At 70.4% G+C, this 14,514-nt stretch carries 16 protein-coding genes; 12 read left to right on the forward strand and 4 right to left on the reverse strand.

Features of this window, described 5'->3' with window-relative positions; genetic code table 11:
- Positions 1-242: 242 nt before the first annotated feature.
- The gene (locus AB0D12_RS22370) at positions 243-1,100 is read left to right on the forward strand and encodes a helix-turn-helix transcriptional regulator (protein ID WP_362685507.1); all 858 of its coding nucleotides are present in this window, start codon (positions 243-245) and stop codon (positions 1,098-1,100) included.
- 13 nt (positions 1,101-1,113) lie between these two features.
- Positions 1,114-1,320 carry a DUF397 domain-containing protein gene (locus AB0D12_RS22375; RefSeq protein WP_362685510.1) on the forward strand — a complete coding sequence of 69 codons (207 nt, stop codon included), beginning with the start codon at positions 1,114-1,116 and terminating at the stop codon, positions 1,318-1,320.
- On the opposite strand, the gene AB0D12_RS22380 is transcribed toward AB0D12_RS22375, so the two are convergent.
- Positions 1,313-2,458 carry an 8-amino-7-oxononanoate synthase gene (locus AB0D12_RS22380; protein WP_362685513.1) on the reverse strand — a complete coding sequence of 382 codons (1,146 nt, stop codon included), beginning with the start codon at positions 2,456-2,458 and terminating at the stop codon, positions 1,313-1,315. The genes AB0D12_RS22375 and AB0D12_RS22380 overlap by 8 nt on opposite strands.
- 145 nt (positions 2,459-2,603) lie before the next feature.
- Here AB0D12_RS22380 and bioB point away from each other — a divergent pair, with 145 nt between their 5' ends.
- The 5 genes from bioB (at position 2,604) to AB0D12_RS22405 (ending at position 7,005) form a co-directional block, all read left to right on the forward strand.
- Positions 2,604-3,755: a biotin synthase BioB gene (gene bioB / locus AB0D12_RS22385; protein WP_362685516.1), complete on the forward strand. Its 1,152-nt coding sequence runs from the start codon at positions 2,604-2,606 to the stop codon at positions 3,753-3,755.
- A complete protein-coding gene (locus AB0D12_RS22390; RefSeq protein WP_362685519.1) occupies positions 3,748-5,043 on the forward strand; it encodes an adenosylmethionine--8-amino-7-oxononanoate transaminase in 1,296 nt (431 codons plus the stop codon). Before bioB ends, AB0D12_RS22390 begins: the two co-directional genes overlap by 8 nt.
- A 153-nt stretch (positions 5,044-5,196) precedes the next feature.
- The gene (gene bioD, locus AB0D12_RS22395; RefSeq protein WP_362685522.1) at positions 5,197-5,910 is read left to right on the forward strand and encodes a dethiobiotin synthase; all 714 of its coding nucleotides are present in this window, start codon (positions 5,197-5,199) and stop codon (positions 5,908-5,910) included.
- A 4-nt stretch (positions 5,911-5,914) separates the two neighbouring features.
- Positions 5,915-6,268, forward strand: a complete 354-nt coding sequence (locus tag AB0D12_RS22400) for a VOC family protein (RefSeq protein WP_362685525.1) — start codon at positions 5,915-5,917, stop codon at positions 6,266-6,268.
- Between the two features lie 62 nt (positions 6,269-6,330).
- Positions 6,331-7,005, forward strand: coding sequence for a class I SAM-dependent methyltransferase (locus AB0D12_RS22405; RefSeq protein ID WP_362685528.1), 675 nt, complete (start codon positions 6,331-6,333; stop codon positions 7,003-7,005).
- A gap of 19 nt (positions 7,006-7,024) precedes the next feature.
- Here AB0D12_RS22405 and AB0D12_RS22410 read toward each other — a convergent pair whose 3' ends face one another.
- On the reverse strand, positions 7,025-7,396 hold the full coding sequence (locus AB0D12_RS22410; RefSeq protein ID WP_362685531.1) for a fic family toxin-antitoxin system, toxin component: 372 nt from the start codon (positions 7,394-7,396) through the stop codon (positions 7,025-7,027).
- Positions 7,393-7,677, reverse strand: coding sequence for an antitoxin (locus AB0D12_RS22415; RefSeq protein ID WP_362685534.1), 285 nt, complete (start codon positions 7,675-7,677; stop codon positions 7,393-7,395). Before AB0D12_RS22415 ends, AB0D12_RS22410 begins: the two co-directional genes overlap by 4 nt.
- 164 nt (positions 7,678-7,841) lie before the next feature.
- Between AB0D12_RS22415 and AB0D12_RS22420 the strand changes: the two genes are divergently transcribed.
- The 5 genes from AB0D12_RS22420 to AB0D12_RS22440 all read left to right on the forward strand — a co-directional run bounded on the left by AB0D12_RS22420 (position 7,842) and on the right by AB0D12_RS22440 (position 14,266).
- Complete coding sequence (locus AB0D12_RS22420; RefSeq protein ID WP_362685537.1) at positions 7,842-8,654, forward strand: ABC transporter ATP-binding protein; 813 nt, start codon at positions 7,842-7,844, stop codon at positions 8,652-8,654.
- Positions 8,655-8,661: 7 nt separating this feature from the next.
- Entirely contained in the window at positions 8,662-11,226 is a 2,565-nt protein-coding gene (locus AB0D12_RS22425; RefSeq protein WP_362685540.1) for an FtsX-like permease family protein, read from the forward strand.
- A gap of 109 nt (positions 11,227-11,335) precedes the next feature.
- The gene (locus AB0D12_RS22430; protein ID WP_362685543.1) at positions 11,336-11,758 is read left to right on the forward strand and encodes a GNAT family N-acetyltransferase; all 423 of its coding nucleotides are present in this window, start codon (positions 11,336-11,338) and stop codon (positions 11,756-11,758) included.
- A gap of 160 nt (positions 11,759-11,918) precedes the next feature.
- Complete coding sequence (locus AB0D12_RS22435; protein WP_362685546.1) at positions 11,919-13,256, forward strand: hemolysin family protein; 1,338 nt, start codon at positions 11,919-11,921, stop codon at positions 13,254-13,256.
- Entirely contained in the window at positions 13,253-14,266 is a 1,014-nt protein-coding gene (locus tag AB0D12_RS22440) for a hemolysin family protein (RefSeq protein WP_362685549.1), read from the forward strand. The genes AB0D12_RS22435 and AB0D12_RS22440 overlap by 4 nt, the downstream gene beginning before the upstream one ends.
- Here AB0D12_RS22440 and AB0D12_RS22445 read toward each other — a convergent pair.
- On the reverse strand, positions 14,263-14,514 hold the full coding sequence (locus AB0D12_RS22445) for a holin (RefSeq protein ID WP_362685552.1): 252 nt from the start codon (positions 14,512-14,514) through the stop codon (positions 14,263-14,265). The two genes, AB0D12_RS22440 and AB0D12_RS22445, sit on opposite strands and share 4 nt — an antisense overlap.

Below are 14,514 nucleotides of genomic sequence, written 5' to 3' on the forward strand. Positions count from 1 at the left end.
CTCGTAGCGGATGAAATGCGAGGGCGGCCACGGATTGCGCTTCGCGCCAGAGTGCCACTGATCGTGCCGTCGAGGGCGGCGATCCACCAAGATATGCATATATCTGTCGCTCGAAGCAGTGAACTCTGCTACGCGAGACCGTATTTGGGCAGAGACTCGCACTTTGGTCCCGGCCGGAAGATCAGTGCGACGGAAGTACAGCTGGAAGGACAGCATGCCGGAAGGACGGGAAGGAGCGGGCGATGCAGCACGGTCCCGCGGTACGGCGCCGCAAGCTCGGCGCGGAGTTGCGGAGGCTGCGTCTGGCCGCGGGCCTCACCAGCCGGGACGCCGCACGGCTCGCCGGCTGGCACCAGTCGAAGGTGAGCCGGATCGAGACCGGCATCAGCGGGGTCAAGGCGTCGGATGTGACCCTGCTGCTGGATGTGTACACAGTGGCTGACCCTCAACTGCGCACGCTGCTCGAGACCTTGGCGGGTGCGGCCGACGGCATGGGCAACGGCTGGTGGCATGCGTACCGCGGGCTGCTCCCGCCCGAGTACCGGGACTTCATCAGTTTGGAGGACCAGGCTTGCGCCGCACGGACGCTGGAGACCTCGGTGGTGCCCGGGCTGCTGCAGACCCCGGACTATGCGCGCGCGGTGACCCGGGCGGCGCTGGCGGCTCTGCCCGCCACGACGGTGAACTCGCTGGTGGAGGTGAGGCTGACCCGCCAGTCGGTACTCCGCGCGGAGAAGCCGTTGGAGCTGAGCGCGGTGCTCGACGAGGCGGTGCTACGGCGCGAGGTCGGGGGCCGACGGGTGATGCGCGAACAATTGCGAGGGCTGACGGCGACGGCACAACTGCCCCATGTGCGGCTGCAGGTACTGCCGTTCTCGGTCGGCGGCTATGTCGGCCCCACGGGTCCTTTCGTTATTTTCTCTTTTCCGAACACTTCTGATCTGGATGTGGTCGTTCTCGACCACTTGACGAGTAGCCTCTACCTCGAGCGGAAGGAAGACCTCGAGGTGTACTGCGCCGCCTTCCACGCGATGCAGGCGCGGGCCCTTGCACCCGAGGACTCATTGGATCTCATCGCCCGGATCAGTGACGGCTCGTAGGGAGGCACCCCCCATGTCCGACTGCCTCGCACAGGACGGCTCAACGTGGCGGCGCAGCAGCCGCAGCACGGGAATGAACAACTGCGTCGAGGCGGCCCGGCTGCCCGACGACACTCTCGCCGTACGGGACTCGAAGAACATCGCGCGTCAAGCGCTGTGCTTCTCCCCGGCGGCCTGGTCGCGCTTCCTCGGCGCGCTCCACGAAGGGAGCGTCAACTGACCGGCGCGGTCCCGGTGATCGTGGCGATCGCCGACTCGACCTGCTGATCCGTCAGATCCGCCCGTGCCGTGAGCCTGATCCGGGAGATGCCGTCGGGCACCGACGGCGGCCGGAAGCAGCCCACGACAAGCCCGGCGGTACGGCAGTCGGCGGCCCAGCGCAGAGCGGCCTCCGGTGACGGCGCCCGCACGGAGACCACCGCCGCGTCCGGACGTGCGGCGGTCAGACCGGCCTCCGTCAGCCTGCGGTGAAGCATCCCGGCGACCGCGCGGGCCCGGCCGGCCAGCTCGGGCTCGCGACCCAGCAGCCGCAGGCTCGCCAGGGCGGCTCCCGCCGCGGCGGGAGCCAGGCCCGTGTCGAAGATAAAGGTGCGCGCGGTGTTGACCAGGTGGTCGATGACCCGCGCCGGGCCGAGGACCGCTCCGCCCTGGCTGCCGAGGGATTTGGACAGGGTCAGCGTGGCGACGACGCCGTCGTGACCCGCGATGCCTGCGGCGTCCAGCGCTCCGCGGCCGCCATCGCCGAGTACACCGAGACCGTGCGCGTCGTCGACGAGCAGCGCGGCGCCGTGCTCGCGGCAGGCGGCGGCGAGGCCGGGCAGTGGCGCGGCGTCGCCGTCCACCGAGAAGACCGAGTCGGTGACCGCGAGGGCCCGCTGCCCGGAGTGCGCGTCGAGTGTCTTGCGTACGGCATCGACATCGGCGTGCGTGACGACCGCGGTCTCCGCGCGCGAAAGCCGGCAGCCGTCGACGATCGAGGCGTGGTTGCCCGCGTCGGAGACGATCAGTGAGCCGCGACCGCTCAGCGCGGTCACGGCGGCGAGGTTGGCGGCATACCCGGAGGACAGGACGAGGGCGGCCTCGAATCCGCAGAAGGCGGCCAGTTCCCGCTCGAGCTCGGCGTGGAGTGCGGTGCTGCCCGTGACAAGCCGGGAGCCGGTGGCCCCCGCGCCCCAGCGGCGGGCCGCCTCGGCCGCCGCCTCGGTGACCTCCGGGCGGCGGGTCAGGCCCAGATAGTCATTGCTGGCGAGATCCAGCAGCTCGGAGTCCGCGGCGCGCGGCCGGAGCGTACGCACGAGGCCGGCGCGCTCACGGCGGCGCGACTCGTCGTCGATCCACTCGAAAGGATCCTGGGGCATGGTGGTCCGGTCCTTTTGTAGGCAGCGCACAGACCCTAACCGGACCGGCTCGAGGAACGGATGTGGCCATGCACACACCTCAAACATGCTCTGTTGTGGAGTTCCTCCTTGGCCGCGGCATGTGCCATACGTCAGGATCTGGACCATGGACCTGCTGAACACGCTGGTGGAGAAGGGGTTGCGGCGCGAGCTGCCGACCCGTGAAGAAGCGCTCGCCGTGCTGGCGACCTCCGACGACGATCTGCTCGAAGTGGTGGCCGCGGCCGGCAAGGTGCGCCGACAGTGGTTCGGACGGCGGGTGAAGCTGAATTATCTCGTCAATCTGAAGTCGGGACTGTGCCCCGAGGACTGTTCGTACTGCTCCCAGCGGCTCGGGTCCAAGGCGGAGATCCTCAAGTACACCTGGCTGAAGCCCGATGAGGCCTCGCAGGCGGCGGCCGCCGGTGTGGCCGGGGGCGCGAAGCGGGTCTGCCTGGTCGCGAGCGGCCGTGGCCCGACGGACCGGGATGTCGACCGGGTCTCGAAGACCATCGAGGCGATCAAGGAGCAGAACGAGGGCGTCGAGGTCTGTGCCTGTCTCGGGCTGCTCTCCGACGGGCAGGCGGAGCGACTGCGGGACGCGGGCGCCGACGCGTACAACCACAACCTCAATACGTCCGAGGGGACATACGGGGACATCACCACCACCCACACCTACGCCGACCGGGTGGACACGGTGCACCAGGCGCAGGCCGCTGGTCTCTCCGCGTGCTCCGGGCTGATCGCGGGCATGGGCGAGAGCGACGCGGACCTGGTCGACGTCGTCTTCTCGCTCCGCGAGCTCGACCCGGACTCGGTGCCGGTGAACTTCCTGATCCCCTTCGAGGGCACGCCACTGGCCAAGGAGTGGAACCTCACCCCGCAGCGCTGCCTGCGGATTCTCGCGATGACGCGGTTCGTCTGCCCCGACGTCGAGGTACGGCTCGCGGGCGGCCGCGAGGTGCATCTGCGCTCGATGCAGCCGCTCGCGCTGAACCTGGTCAACTCGATCTTCCTCGGCGACTATCTGACCAGCGAGGGCCAGGCGGGCAAGGCCGACCTCGACATGATTGCGGACGCGGGCTTCGAGGTGGAGGGCACGGACACGACGACGCTGCCCGAGCACCGGGGCGGGGGCTGTGCGTCGGTGTGCGGTGGCGGTGACGCTGCTGCCGCCGAGACTCCGGCGGAGACCTCGCCCGAGGTCCCGGCAGCGCGTACGGACCTGGTGGCGGTACGCCGCCGGGGCGCCGGTACGGATCTCGCGCCCAATGCCTGAGTCCGGTTACGGCCCCCGCGAGCTGCTGGCGCTGGACCGGGCCCATGTCTGGCATCCGTACGGCCCCATGCCGGGCCGTACGGACCCGTTGATCGTGGAGTCCGCGTCCGGCGTACGGCTGCGGCTGGCCGAACCGGTGCACGGGCAGCGCGAGTTGATCGACGGCATGTCGTCCTGGTGGTCGGCGATCCACGGCTACAACCACCCGGTCCTCAACGATGCGGCGCACGGCCAGCTGGAGCGGATGAGTCATGTGATGTTCGGCGGGCTCACCCATGAGCCCGCCGTGCGGCTGGCCACCCGGCTGGTCGAGATCACGCCCGAGCCGCTGCGGCATGTCTTCCTCTGCGACTCGGGCTCCGTGTCGGTCGAGGTCGCGGTCAAGATGTGCCTGCAGTACTGGCGCTCGGTGGGCCGTCCGGCCAAGCAGCGGCTGCTGACCTGGCGCGGCGGCTACCACGGGGACACCTGGCAGCCGATGTCCGTGTGCGACCCCGAGGGTGGGATGCACGGGCTGTGGTCGGGGGTGCTGCCGCGCCAGATCTTCGCGGAGGCGCCGCCGGCGGAGTTCGAGGAGTCGTACGCGGCGGGCCTTCAGGACCTTGTCGCGCAGCACGCGGACGAACTCGCCGCGGTGATCGTGGAGCCGGTGGTGCAGGGCGCCGGCGGGATGCGGTTCCACTCCTCCGAGTATCTGAGGGTGCTGCGGGAGGCCTGCGACGAGCACGGAGTACTGCTGATCTTCGACGAGATCGCGACCGGGTTCGGACGTACGGGTGCGCTCTTCGCGGCGGAGCACGCCGGTGTCTCGCCGGATGTGATGTGCCTGGGCAAGGCGCTGACCGGCGGCTACCTCACGATGGCGGCCACGCTGTGCACCTCACGGGTGGCCGAGGGCATCTCGCGCGGCGAGGTCCCGGTCCTGGCGCACGGCCCGACGTTCATGGGGAACCCGCTGGCTTCGGCGGTCGCGTGCGCGTCGATCGACCTACTGCTCGGCCAGGACTGGCAGAAGGAGATCAAACGGCTTGAGGCGGGCCTGCGGGACGGGCTGGCCGGGGCCGAGGCGCTGCCGGGCGTGAAGGAAGTGCGCGTGCTGGGCGCGATCGGTGTCGTACAGCTGGACCACGAAGTGGACATGGAGGCGGCGACGGCGGCGGCAGTACGGGAGGGCGTGTGGCTGCGGCCGTTCCGGGACCTGGTCTATGTGATGCCGCCGTATGTGACGGGGGACGAGGACTTGGCCCGGGTCTGCCGGGCCGTGACCGCAGCAGTGTCCGCGGGCTGACCGGAGCCGGGGCTCCACCCCGGACCCCGGGAAAGGGTTGCGGGGGCTGACGCCCCCGCAACCCCTCGGGCGCCGGCCGCGGCAGCCCCGGGCTCGCGGCGCGGGGCCGGAGCCGCAGGGCGTGCAGGTGAACAGAGAGACAGAGGCGTAGCAATGGCAGTCATCGTCGTCACCGGGACCGGGACCGAGATCGGTAAAACCGTCGTCACCGCCGCCATTGCCGCGGTGGCGCGGGGGCGAGGCGCGTCCGTGGCCGTGGTGAAACCCGCGCAGACCGGGGTGGCTCCCGGCGAGGCGGGCGACGTGGACGAGGTGGTGCGGCTCGCCGGACGTGTCAGCGGGGTTGAGATCGCGCGGTATCCCGAGCCGCTCGCTCCCGCGACCGCCGCGCTGCGCGCCGGGATGGACGCCGTCCGGCCGCGGGACATCGTCCAGGTCGTGGAGAAGCTGACCACGGAGCACGACCTGGTCCTGCTCGAAGGGGCCGGCGGCCTGCTCGTGCGGCTCGACGAGGAGGGGGCGACGCTCGCCGATGTCGCGGGGCTGCTCCGCGCGCCGCTGCTGGTCGTCGTACCCGCCGGGCTGGGGACGCTCAATACCACCACGCTGACCGGGGAGGCCCTGCGCGCACGGAAGTTGGAGCAGCTCGGGGTGGTCGTCGGCAGCTGGCCCACCGAGCCGGATCTGGCCGCGCGATGCAATCTCGCGGAGCTGCCCGAGGCAGCCGGGGCGCCGCTCCTCGGGGCCGTGCCGCAAGGGGCCGCAGCGCTGGCTCCGGCCGAGTTCCGGGCGCGGGCCGCCAGTTGGCTCGCGCCCACGCTCGGCGGCGACTGGAACGCCGACGCGTTCACCGCCGCCGTACGCTGACCCCATGCGCGCACGGATCGACGAGATCGTCTTCGACTGCCACGACCCCGCGCGGCTTGTCCGCTTCTGGGCGGAGCTCCTGGGCGGCGATCCGGTGGACCGCAGCGCCGACTGGTCGTACATCGAACCGCCCGGTTTCGTACGGGTCGCCTTCCAGCGCGTACCCGAGGGCAAGTCCGTCAAGAACCGGCTTCACCTGGATCTCGACGCGGGCGACGTCGACGCCGCGGCCGTCGAGGCGGTACGGCTCGGCGCCGTACGGGTGGGGGCGGTCGTGACCGACGACCAGGGACGGTTCCAGGTTCTGCGGGACCCGGAGGGAAACGAGTTCTGTTTCGTCGGCGGCTCGAGCGGCTGACTGGCGCCGTACGGGGGGAGAATGGCGGTGTGACCGGCTCGTCCGTCCCAAGGAGGCCCGCGATGCCTGTGCGCAGCACCAAAGTGCCCCGGGACGCCGTCCACCATCCCGTCTTCTCGCGCGTCTACGCCAAATTCAGTGTGCCGGCGGACGTCAGAGCGGGAATCGCGACCTACCGCCATGAGCTGCTGGCCGGTCTCTCGGGCCGGGTGATCGAGATCGGCGCGGGCAACGGTCTGAACTTCGCGCACTATCCGTCGGCGGTCTCCGAGGTGGTGGCGATCGAACCCGAGCGCACCCTGCGGAAGTTGGCGGTGGACGCCGCGCAGCGCTCCGATGTCCCGGTGGACGTGGTGCCGGGCGCGGCCGAGGCGCTGCCGGTCAAGAGCGAGGCGTTCGACGCGGCCGTGGTGTCCCTGGTGCTGTGCTCCGTACGGGATGTGCGGCGGGCGCTCTCCGAGATCAGACGAGTCCTGCGGCCCGGCGGTGAACTGCGGTTCTTCGAGCACGGGCTGGCCGATGGCCGGACCATGGCGAAGACCCAGCGCGTCCTGGACCGTACGGTCTGGCCGCTGCTCTTCGGCGGCTGTCACACCGCGCGGGACACCATCGCCGAGATCGAGGCCGCCGGCTTCGATCTCGGGATGTACCGCAGGCTGCGGGTGCCGGAGAAGGGGCCGAGGACGCCTGCGTCCTCCTGCGTCCTCGGCGTGGCACGGCGGCCCGTCGGTGATTGAGCCAGGCCTGGTCAGGCGCTCACCCGCGCCACTGCCGCAGCTCGTCGGCGATGGCCCTGACGTCCGCCTTGCCCTGCTTGACCAGCCGTGCCAGGTCCCGCACCTGCTCCGGCGAGGTGACCACCTTCAGCCCGCTGGCGACGAGATAGCCGTAGGCGACGGCCGAGGCGAACATGGCGTTGGAGTGCTCGAGCGCGGGCACATGGAGCAGCAGCTGAAGCAGCGCGGCGGCCCTGGCATGCGGGTCGCTGTAGACGGCGATGCCGAATATCTCCGCCTCATGACGGCTGACGGCGGCGACGAGCGCGCCCCAGTCGGTGACCTGTGGATCGCCGGGGGTCTTGTGCTCGGCGACCATGAGCAGCCAGGCGAGGTCGATCGAGAGGTTCAACGCTTGCCTGCGCGGCCGGTGCCTGTGTCCTTGTCCTTGCCCGCGCTTTTACCCGAGCCGTCACCCGCGCCGAACTCGCCGAACTCCTCCGCGAACACGGACTCGTACTGCTTCATGAAGTCGGACGCCGCCTCGACAAAGGTACGTCCCACCTCACCCGCGTCCTGCTTGACGAGTTCCTCGATGTAGCGGTTCACGCTCATCCCGCGCTGAAGGGCCCGCTGGCGCGCTGCCTCGGCGGTGGTCTCGTCCACGCGTACATTCAACTGAGTCTTCGCCACACCATCACGCTAGCGCCAGAGCGCTAGCATCGGCAAGGGGGCCGTCAAGTGCCCCTTACATGGACCCCGAGGACCGAACCTCCGGGGGATACCGACACCCGCACACCCCCTCTACTCTCGCCTCCTGTACGGGAGTTGGAGCGGCCACGACCCGGGAGGCAGCCTTGTCCACACCTGCCATTGCACCCACCCACGACCACGCCGCGGATGTGCCACTCGCCGCCCGGGCGCGGGCCCTGACCAAGGCGTACGGCACGGGCGAGACGACCGTGCGCGCCCTGGACGCGGTCGATGTCGACATCGCGCGCGGCCGGTTCACCGCGGTCATGGGCCCGTCCGGCTCGGGGAAGTCCACGCTGATGCACTGCCTCGCCGGGCTCGATACCGTCTCCGCCGGCCAGGTCTGGCTGGGCGACACGGAGATCACCGGCCTGAAGGAGCGTGAGCTCACCAGGCTGCGCAGGGACCGGATCGGCTTTATGTTCCAGGCGTTCAATCTGCTGCCCACGCTCACCGCCGCCGAGAACATCACGCTCCCCATGGACATCGCCGGGCGTAAACCCGACCGACAGTGGGTGGATCAGGTCATCGACACCCTCGGGCTGCGGGACCGGCTCAAACACCGGCCTGCCGAGCTCTCCGGCGGGCAGCAGCAGCGGGTCGCCTGTGCCCGTGCGCTCGCCTCCCGCCCCGAGCTGATCTTCGCCGACGAACCGACCGGCAATCTCGACTCGCGCGCGGGCGCGGAGGTGCTCGCCTTCCTGCGCGAGGCCGTCGACCGGCTGGAGCAGACGGTGGTGATGGTGACGCACGACCCTGGCGCGGCCGCCCATTCGGACGTGGTGCTGTTCCTCGCGGACGGACGGATCGTGGATGTCATGCCGGACCCGACCGCCGAGGCCGTGCTGGAGCGCATGCGCCTCTTCTCCGGGGCGTCGCCCCAGACCCCGGGCTCCGACGCCCTGCACAAGAGCTGAGGCCACGATGCTGAAGGCGACGCTGCGGAGTTTCTTCGCGCACAAGGGACGGCTGCTGCTGTCGGCGCTGGCGGTGCTCCTGTCGGTGGCCTTCGTCAGCGGCAGTCTGATCTTCTCGGACACTGTCTCCCGTACCTTCGACCGGCTCTTCGCCTCCACATCGGCGGATGTGACCGTCGCGGCGAAGGAGGGCGTCGACGAGCGTCTGCCGACCGGAGTCGTACGGACGGTCCCGGCCGGTCTCGCGGACCGTATCGGCTCGGTCGACGGGGTCAGGGCCACCCACATCGACGCGGCCGTGGAGAACATCACCGTCGTCGACTCCACGAACAAGGCGGTCGGGCCGACGACCGGCGCACCCACCATCGCCACCAACTGGTATGTCACCGAACGCAGTCCGGTGAAGCTGACCAGCGGGCGCGAACCGAAGGGTCCTGGCGAGGCGCTGCTCGACAAGGACACCGCCGACAAGAAGAAGGCGCGCATCGGGGACACGCTCACCGTGCTCGCACAGCCCGGCTCGTTCAAGGTCGAGATCGTCGGCATCGCGACCTTCACCACCACCAACCCCGGTGCCGCGCTGGTCTTCCTGGACACTCCTACGGCCCAGACCAAGTTGCTGGGCCGGCCCGGCGTGGCCTCCTCGATCTCGGTGGACGCCGAGGAGGGGGTGAGCGATGCGACGCTCAAGCAGCGGATCGCCGCCGAGCTGGGTAATGCGTACGAGCTCAAGACCGCCGACGAGCAGGCCGAGTCGGCCGCCGCACAACTCGGCGGATTCCTCGATGTCATCAAGTGGGTGATGCTCGGCTTCGCCGGTGTCGCGGTCCTCGTCGGCATCTTCCTGATCGTCAACACCTTCTCCATGCTGATCGCGCAGCGCACCCGTGAGCTGGGTCTGCTGCGGGCGCTCGGCGCCGACCGCCGCCAGGTGCGCAGGTCGGTCCTCACCGAGGCGCTGCTGCTCGGCCTGGTCGGCTCGACGCTCGGGCTGGCCGCCGGGATCGGGCTCGCGGCCGGGCTGATCGAGCTGATGGGTCTGCTCGGGATGAACCTGAGCGCCGCCGAGATGGTGGTCGGCGTGGGGACGCCGGTGTCCGCGTACGCGGTCGGGGTGGGTGTCACCTTCGTGGCCGCGTATCTGCCGGCCCGGCGAGCGGCCCGGGTCTCCCCGATGGCCGCGCTCGCGGATGCCGAAGTCGCCGGTGTGGGGCGGCCGTTGAGGGTCCGTGCGATCGTGGGGACGGTGGTCGCCGCGGCGGGCGCGGCCGCGCTCGCCGGATGCGCGGTGAGCGAGAAGACCGCCACCGCGTCCTCGCTGCTGGGTCTCGGCGTGGTGCTGACCCTGATCGCCACGGTGGTGGCGGGGCCGCTGCTGGTACGGCCGGTGATCCGGGTGCTGGGCGGGGCGTTCCCCAAGATCTTCGGATCGGTCGGCCGGATGAGCCAGCGCAACGCGCTGCGCAATCCGCGGCGCACCGGCGCCACCGCCGCCGCGCTGATGGTGGGCCTGGCGCTGGTGGGCGGGCTCTCGATCGCCAGCGCCTCGATGACCAAGTCCTTCGACGACCAGATCGACAAGACGCTGGGTGCCGACTTCGTCGTACAGAACAGCAACTTCATGCCGTTTCCGCAGGAGATCACGGAAAAGGTGCAGGGCGTCGAGAGCGCGGGCACAGTCGTGCGGCAGCGCTTCGCGCCGGTCGCGCTGAACCTTCCGGACGGGAAGCGGGTGGAGTCGACGGCTTCGGGCTACGACCCGCAGCTGGACGAGGCTGCCAGGATCACCTACGCGAGCGGGGACACGGCGGCGGCGCTGGCGCCGGACAGCATCGCCATGGACCGGAAGTACGCGGCGGACCACACGGTGCGGATCGGCTCCGTACTGCCGGCCGAGTTCCCTGGCGGGCAGAAGGCCCGGCTGACGGTCGGGGCACTCACCGACATGGACCAGAGCGGCGGCCCCGGGATGGAGGGCGGCCTGTTCATGGGCCTCTCCACCGTGGCGAAGTATCTGCCGGGCGGGCAGGACGCCGCTCTGTACGTCAACGCCGCGAGCGGCAGCGACGTGAAGGAGCTGCGCAAGGGCCTGGAAACGGCGCTCGACCGCTATCCGCAGGTGCAGGTCAGGGATCAGGCCGACTACAAGGAACTGATCCGGCAGCAGATCGCCGTGATGCTGTATCTGGTGTACGCGCTGCTGGGTCTGGCGATCGTCATCGCGGTGCTGGGTGTGGTCAACACCCTTGCTCTGTCGGTGGTGGAGCGGACCCGCGAGATCGGACTGCTGCGCGCCATCGGGCTCTCGCGGGTCCAGCTGCGACGCATGATCCGGCTGGAGTCCGTCGTGATCGCGGTCTTCGGAGCACTGCTCGGGCTGGCGCTGGGCATGGTGTGGGGCGTGGCGGTGCAGCAAGTGCTGGCACTGGAAGGGCTGAAGGCGTTCGCCGTGCCGTGGGGCACGATCATCGCGGTCGTGATCGGCTCGGTGGTGGTCGGACTCGCAGCGGCGGTACTGCCGGCTCTGCGCGCCTCGCGGATGAATGTGCTGGCCGCCATCGCGCACGAATAGGCAGCTACGCGAGGGTGACCCGCAACATCTGACCGGCGGCATCGCGCGGGGTGTCTCGAACGCTGAAAGTCGGTGACAGGCCCACCCCGGCCGTGCTTGGCTCCGGATCATGACCGACCTGTATATACGCACCGCGGCGACGGACGAGGCGGAGACCATCCTCGCCTTCTGGAAGGAAGCGGCGGAGGGCACGAGCATCACGGACGACGTGGACGGGGTCACCCGGCTCATCGAGCGTGACCCGGAGGCGCTGATCCTCGCCGAGTCCGACGGCGTGGTGGTCGGCTCGGTGATCGCCGGGTACGACGGCTGGCGCTGTTCGCTGTACCGGCTGGCCGTACTGCCCTCCCACCGCCACCGGGGGATCTCGACGGCACTGCTCGCAGCGGCCGAGAAGCGATTTCTGGCCGTGGGCGGCAGGCGCGGCGACGCCATGGTGCTGGAGGCGAACGAGCGGGCCCAAGGTGCGTGGGCCGCGGCCGGGTACCACCGCGAGGACCACTGGCGCCGCTGGGTGAAGCCGTTCGCGTAGGCGGCCGCCGCCACACCGACCCACTTTGCCGGTCCTTTACCATGGGTGAACCATTCACCCCGTACGAAAGGTGTGAGCGTCCGTCCATGGGCGAGCCTCCCAGTAGCCGACATCGCGCATTCCTCCTGCCCCTGCCCGATCATGGGACGGAGGTGAACCGATGACCGAAGTGCTCTTGCTCCTCGTGGCGGTACTGCTCTCGGTCGCCTGCGGAGCCTTCGTCGCGGCGGAGTTCTCCCTCACCACGGTCGAACGCGGCGACCTCGAACGGGCCGCCGAGCGCGGCGAGCGCGGGGCGGCGAGCGCGCTCAAGGCCGTACGCAGCCTCACCTTCCAGCTCTCCGGGGCCCAGCTCGGCATCACCGTGACCAACCTGGTCGTCGGCATGCTCTCCGAGCCGTCGATCGCCAGGCTGATCCGCGGACCGCTGGAGGCACTCGGCGTCTCCCCCTCCGTGGCCTCGTCGGCGGCCCTGGTCATCGGTACCGCGCTGTCCACCGTCGTACTGATGGTCGTCGGCGAGCTGGTCCCGAAGAACTGGGCCATCTCGTCGCCGCTCGCCGTCGCGAAGGTGGTGGCCCCTCCGCAGCGAGTCTTCACCGCTGCCTTCAAGCCCTTCATCAGCCATCTCAACAACACCGCCAACCGCATCCTGCGCCGGCTCGGCATGGAGCCGACCGAAGAGCTGGCCTCCGCCCGCAGCCCGCAGGAGCTGGTCGCCCTGGCCCGCCACTCCGCGAAGGAGGGCGCGCTGGAGGCGGACACCGCCGAGCTGTTCGTACGCACCCTCAAGCTGGCCGAGCTGACCGCCGAGAACGTGATGACCCCCAGGGTCCAGGTCACGGCCCTCGAAGTGCAGGCCACCGCCGAGGACGTCGCCAACGCCACGCGCGCGACCGGGCTGTCCCGCTTCCCGGTCTACCGGGGCAACCTGGACACCGTCGTCGGCATAGCGCACATCAAGGACGTCCTTGCGGTGCCGGCCGAACGCCGTCCGCGTCACCCGGTCTCCAAGCTGATGCGCGAGCCGCTGCTGGTGCCCGAGACGCTGACGGTGGACCGGCTGCTGGACCGGCTTTCCGGCAAGAACACGATGGCCGTCGTCATCGACGAGTACGGCGGTACGGCCGGTGTCGTGACGCTGGAGGACATCGTGGAGGAGGTCGTCGGCGAGGTGCGCGACGAACACGATCCGCACGAGACACCGGACCTGGTTCCGGCGGGCGAGGACGCGGACGGACGCTCCCTCTGGTCGGCGGACGGAGCGGCCCGGACCGACCAGCTGGAGCGGATCGGACTCCGGGTGCCGGAAGGACCGTACGAGACGCTCGCCGGTCTGATCGCCACCGAGCTGGGGCGCATCCCCGCCGAGGGCGACCGGATCGATCTGGAGGGCTGGCGGCTCGACGTCGTCGACGCCTCCGGGCGGCGGGCAGCACGCGTGCTGCTGCACGCGCCGCTCCCGTCGGCCGACGAGACCGAGGAGGCCGGACGATGACCGCGATCCAGCTCCTCATCGGCCTGCTGACCCTGGTGGTCAACGCCTTCTTCGTCGGCGCCGAGTTCGCCCTGATCTCGGTGCGCCGCAGCCAGATCGAGCCGTCGGCGGAGGCCGGGGACCGGCGGGCGCGCAGCGTCATCTGGGGCCTGGAGCATGTCTCGGCGCTGCTGGCGGCGGCCCAGCTCGGCATCACGCTCTGCACCCTGGTGCTGGGCATCGTCGCCGAGCCCGCCATTGCGAATCTGCTGGAGCCGGTGTTCAACGCGGTGGGTGTGCCGCACAGCCTGGTCCACCCCATCTCGTTCGTGATCGCGCTGACCGTGGCGACGTATCTGCACATGCTCCTGGGCGAGATGGTGCCGAAGAACATCGCACTGACCGAGCCCACGCGGTCCGCGCTGCTGCTGGGCCCGCCGCTGGTCACGCTGGCCCGGACACTGCGCCCGGTGATCTTCACCATCAACACCTTCGCCAACGGTCTGCTGAAGCTGCTGCGGGTCGAGGCGAAGGGCGAGGTGGCCGCCACCTACTCGGACGCCGAGCTGGCACGGCTGGTGCGCGACGCCGGCGATGCCGGGCTGCTCGACGACCGCTCGGCCGAACGGCTGCGCGATGCGCTGGAGCTGGGGCGCAGGCCGGTGCGGGACGTCGTGGTACCGGTGGAGCAGGTGGTGTACGCCCGGGTCGGGACCACGCCCGAGCAGCTGGAGCGGCTGGCGGCGGAGTCCGGGTTCTCCCGTTTCCCTGTGGTGGACTCGAACAACCGGATCCTCGGCTATCTCCATGTGAAGGACGCGCTGGACGCGACTCCGCGCGACCAGCCGTTTCCGGTCACGGCGATGCGTCCGATCGCACGGGTGCGGGCGACGACGCCGCTCGACGATGTGCTGACCGCGATGCGGCGCAGCCGTACCCACCTGGCGGCCGTCGTGGACGACAACGGCACTCCCGTGGGGCTGGTGACGATGGAGGACGTACTGCGCGAGCTGGTCGGCCGGCCTCGCTAGCGCGCCTCTGTGGCCTTGGCGGCCCGCTCCGTGGTCTCGGTGAGACCCGGGCCGGGCCGTCCTGCTGTGGCGGCGCCGATCGCGGTGAGGACAGCGAGGAGGGTGGCCAGGCCCGCGGTGGCGAGGGCGGCGAGCCAGTCGACGTCGAAGAGGTTCGTCGCACCGGCCGTCAGGACGGCGACAAGGGACTGGGCGAAGGTGCGGACGGCGCGTTCCGCCGTGGCCTTCCAGAAGTCTGCAGTGAACAT

It is taken from the genome of Streptomyces sp. NPDC048479, assembly GCF_040651435.1.
Lineage (GTDB): Bacteria > Actinomycetota > Actinomycetes > Streptomycetales > Streptomycetaceae > Streptomyces.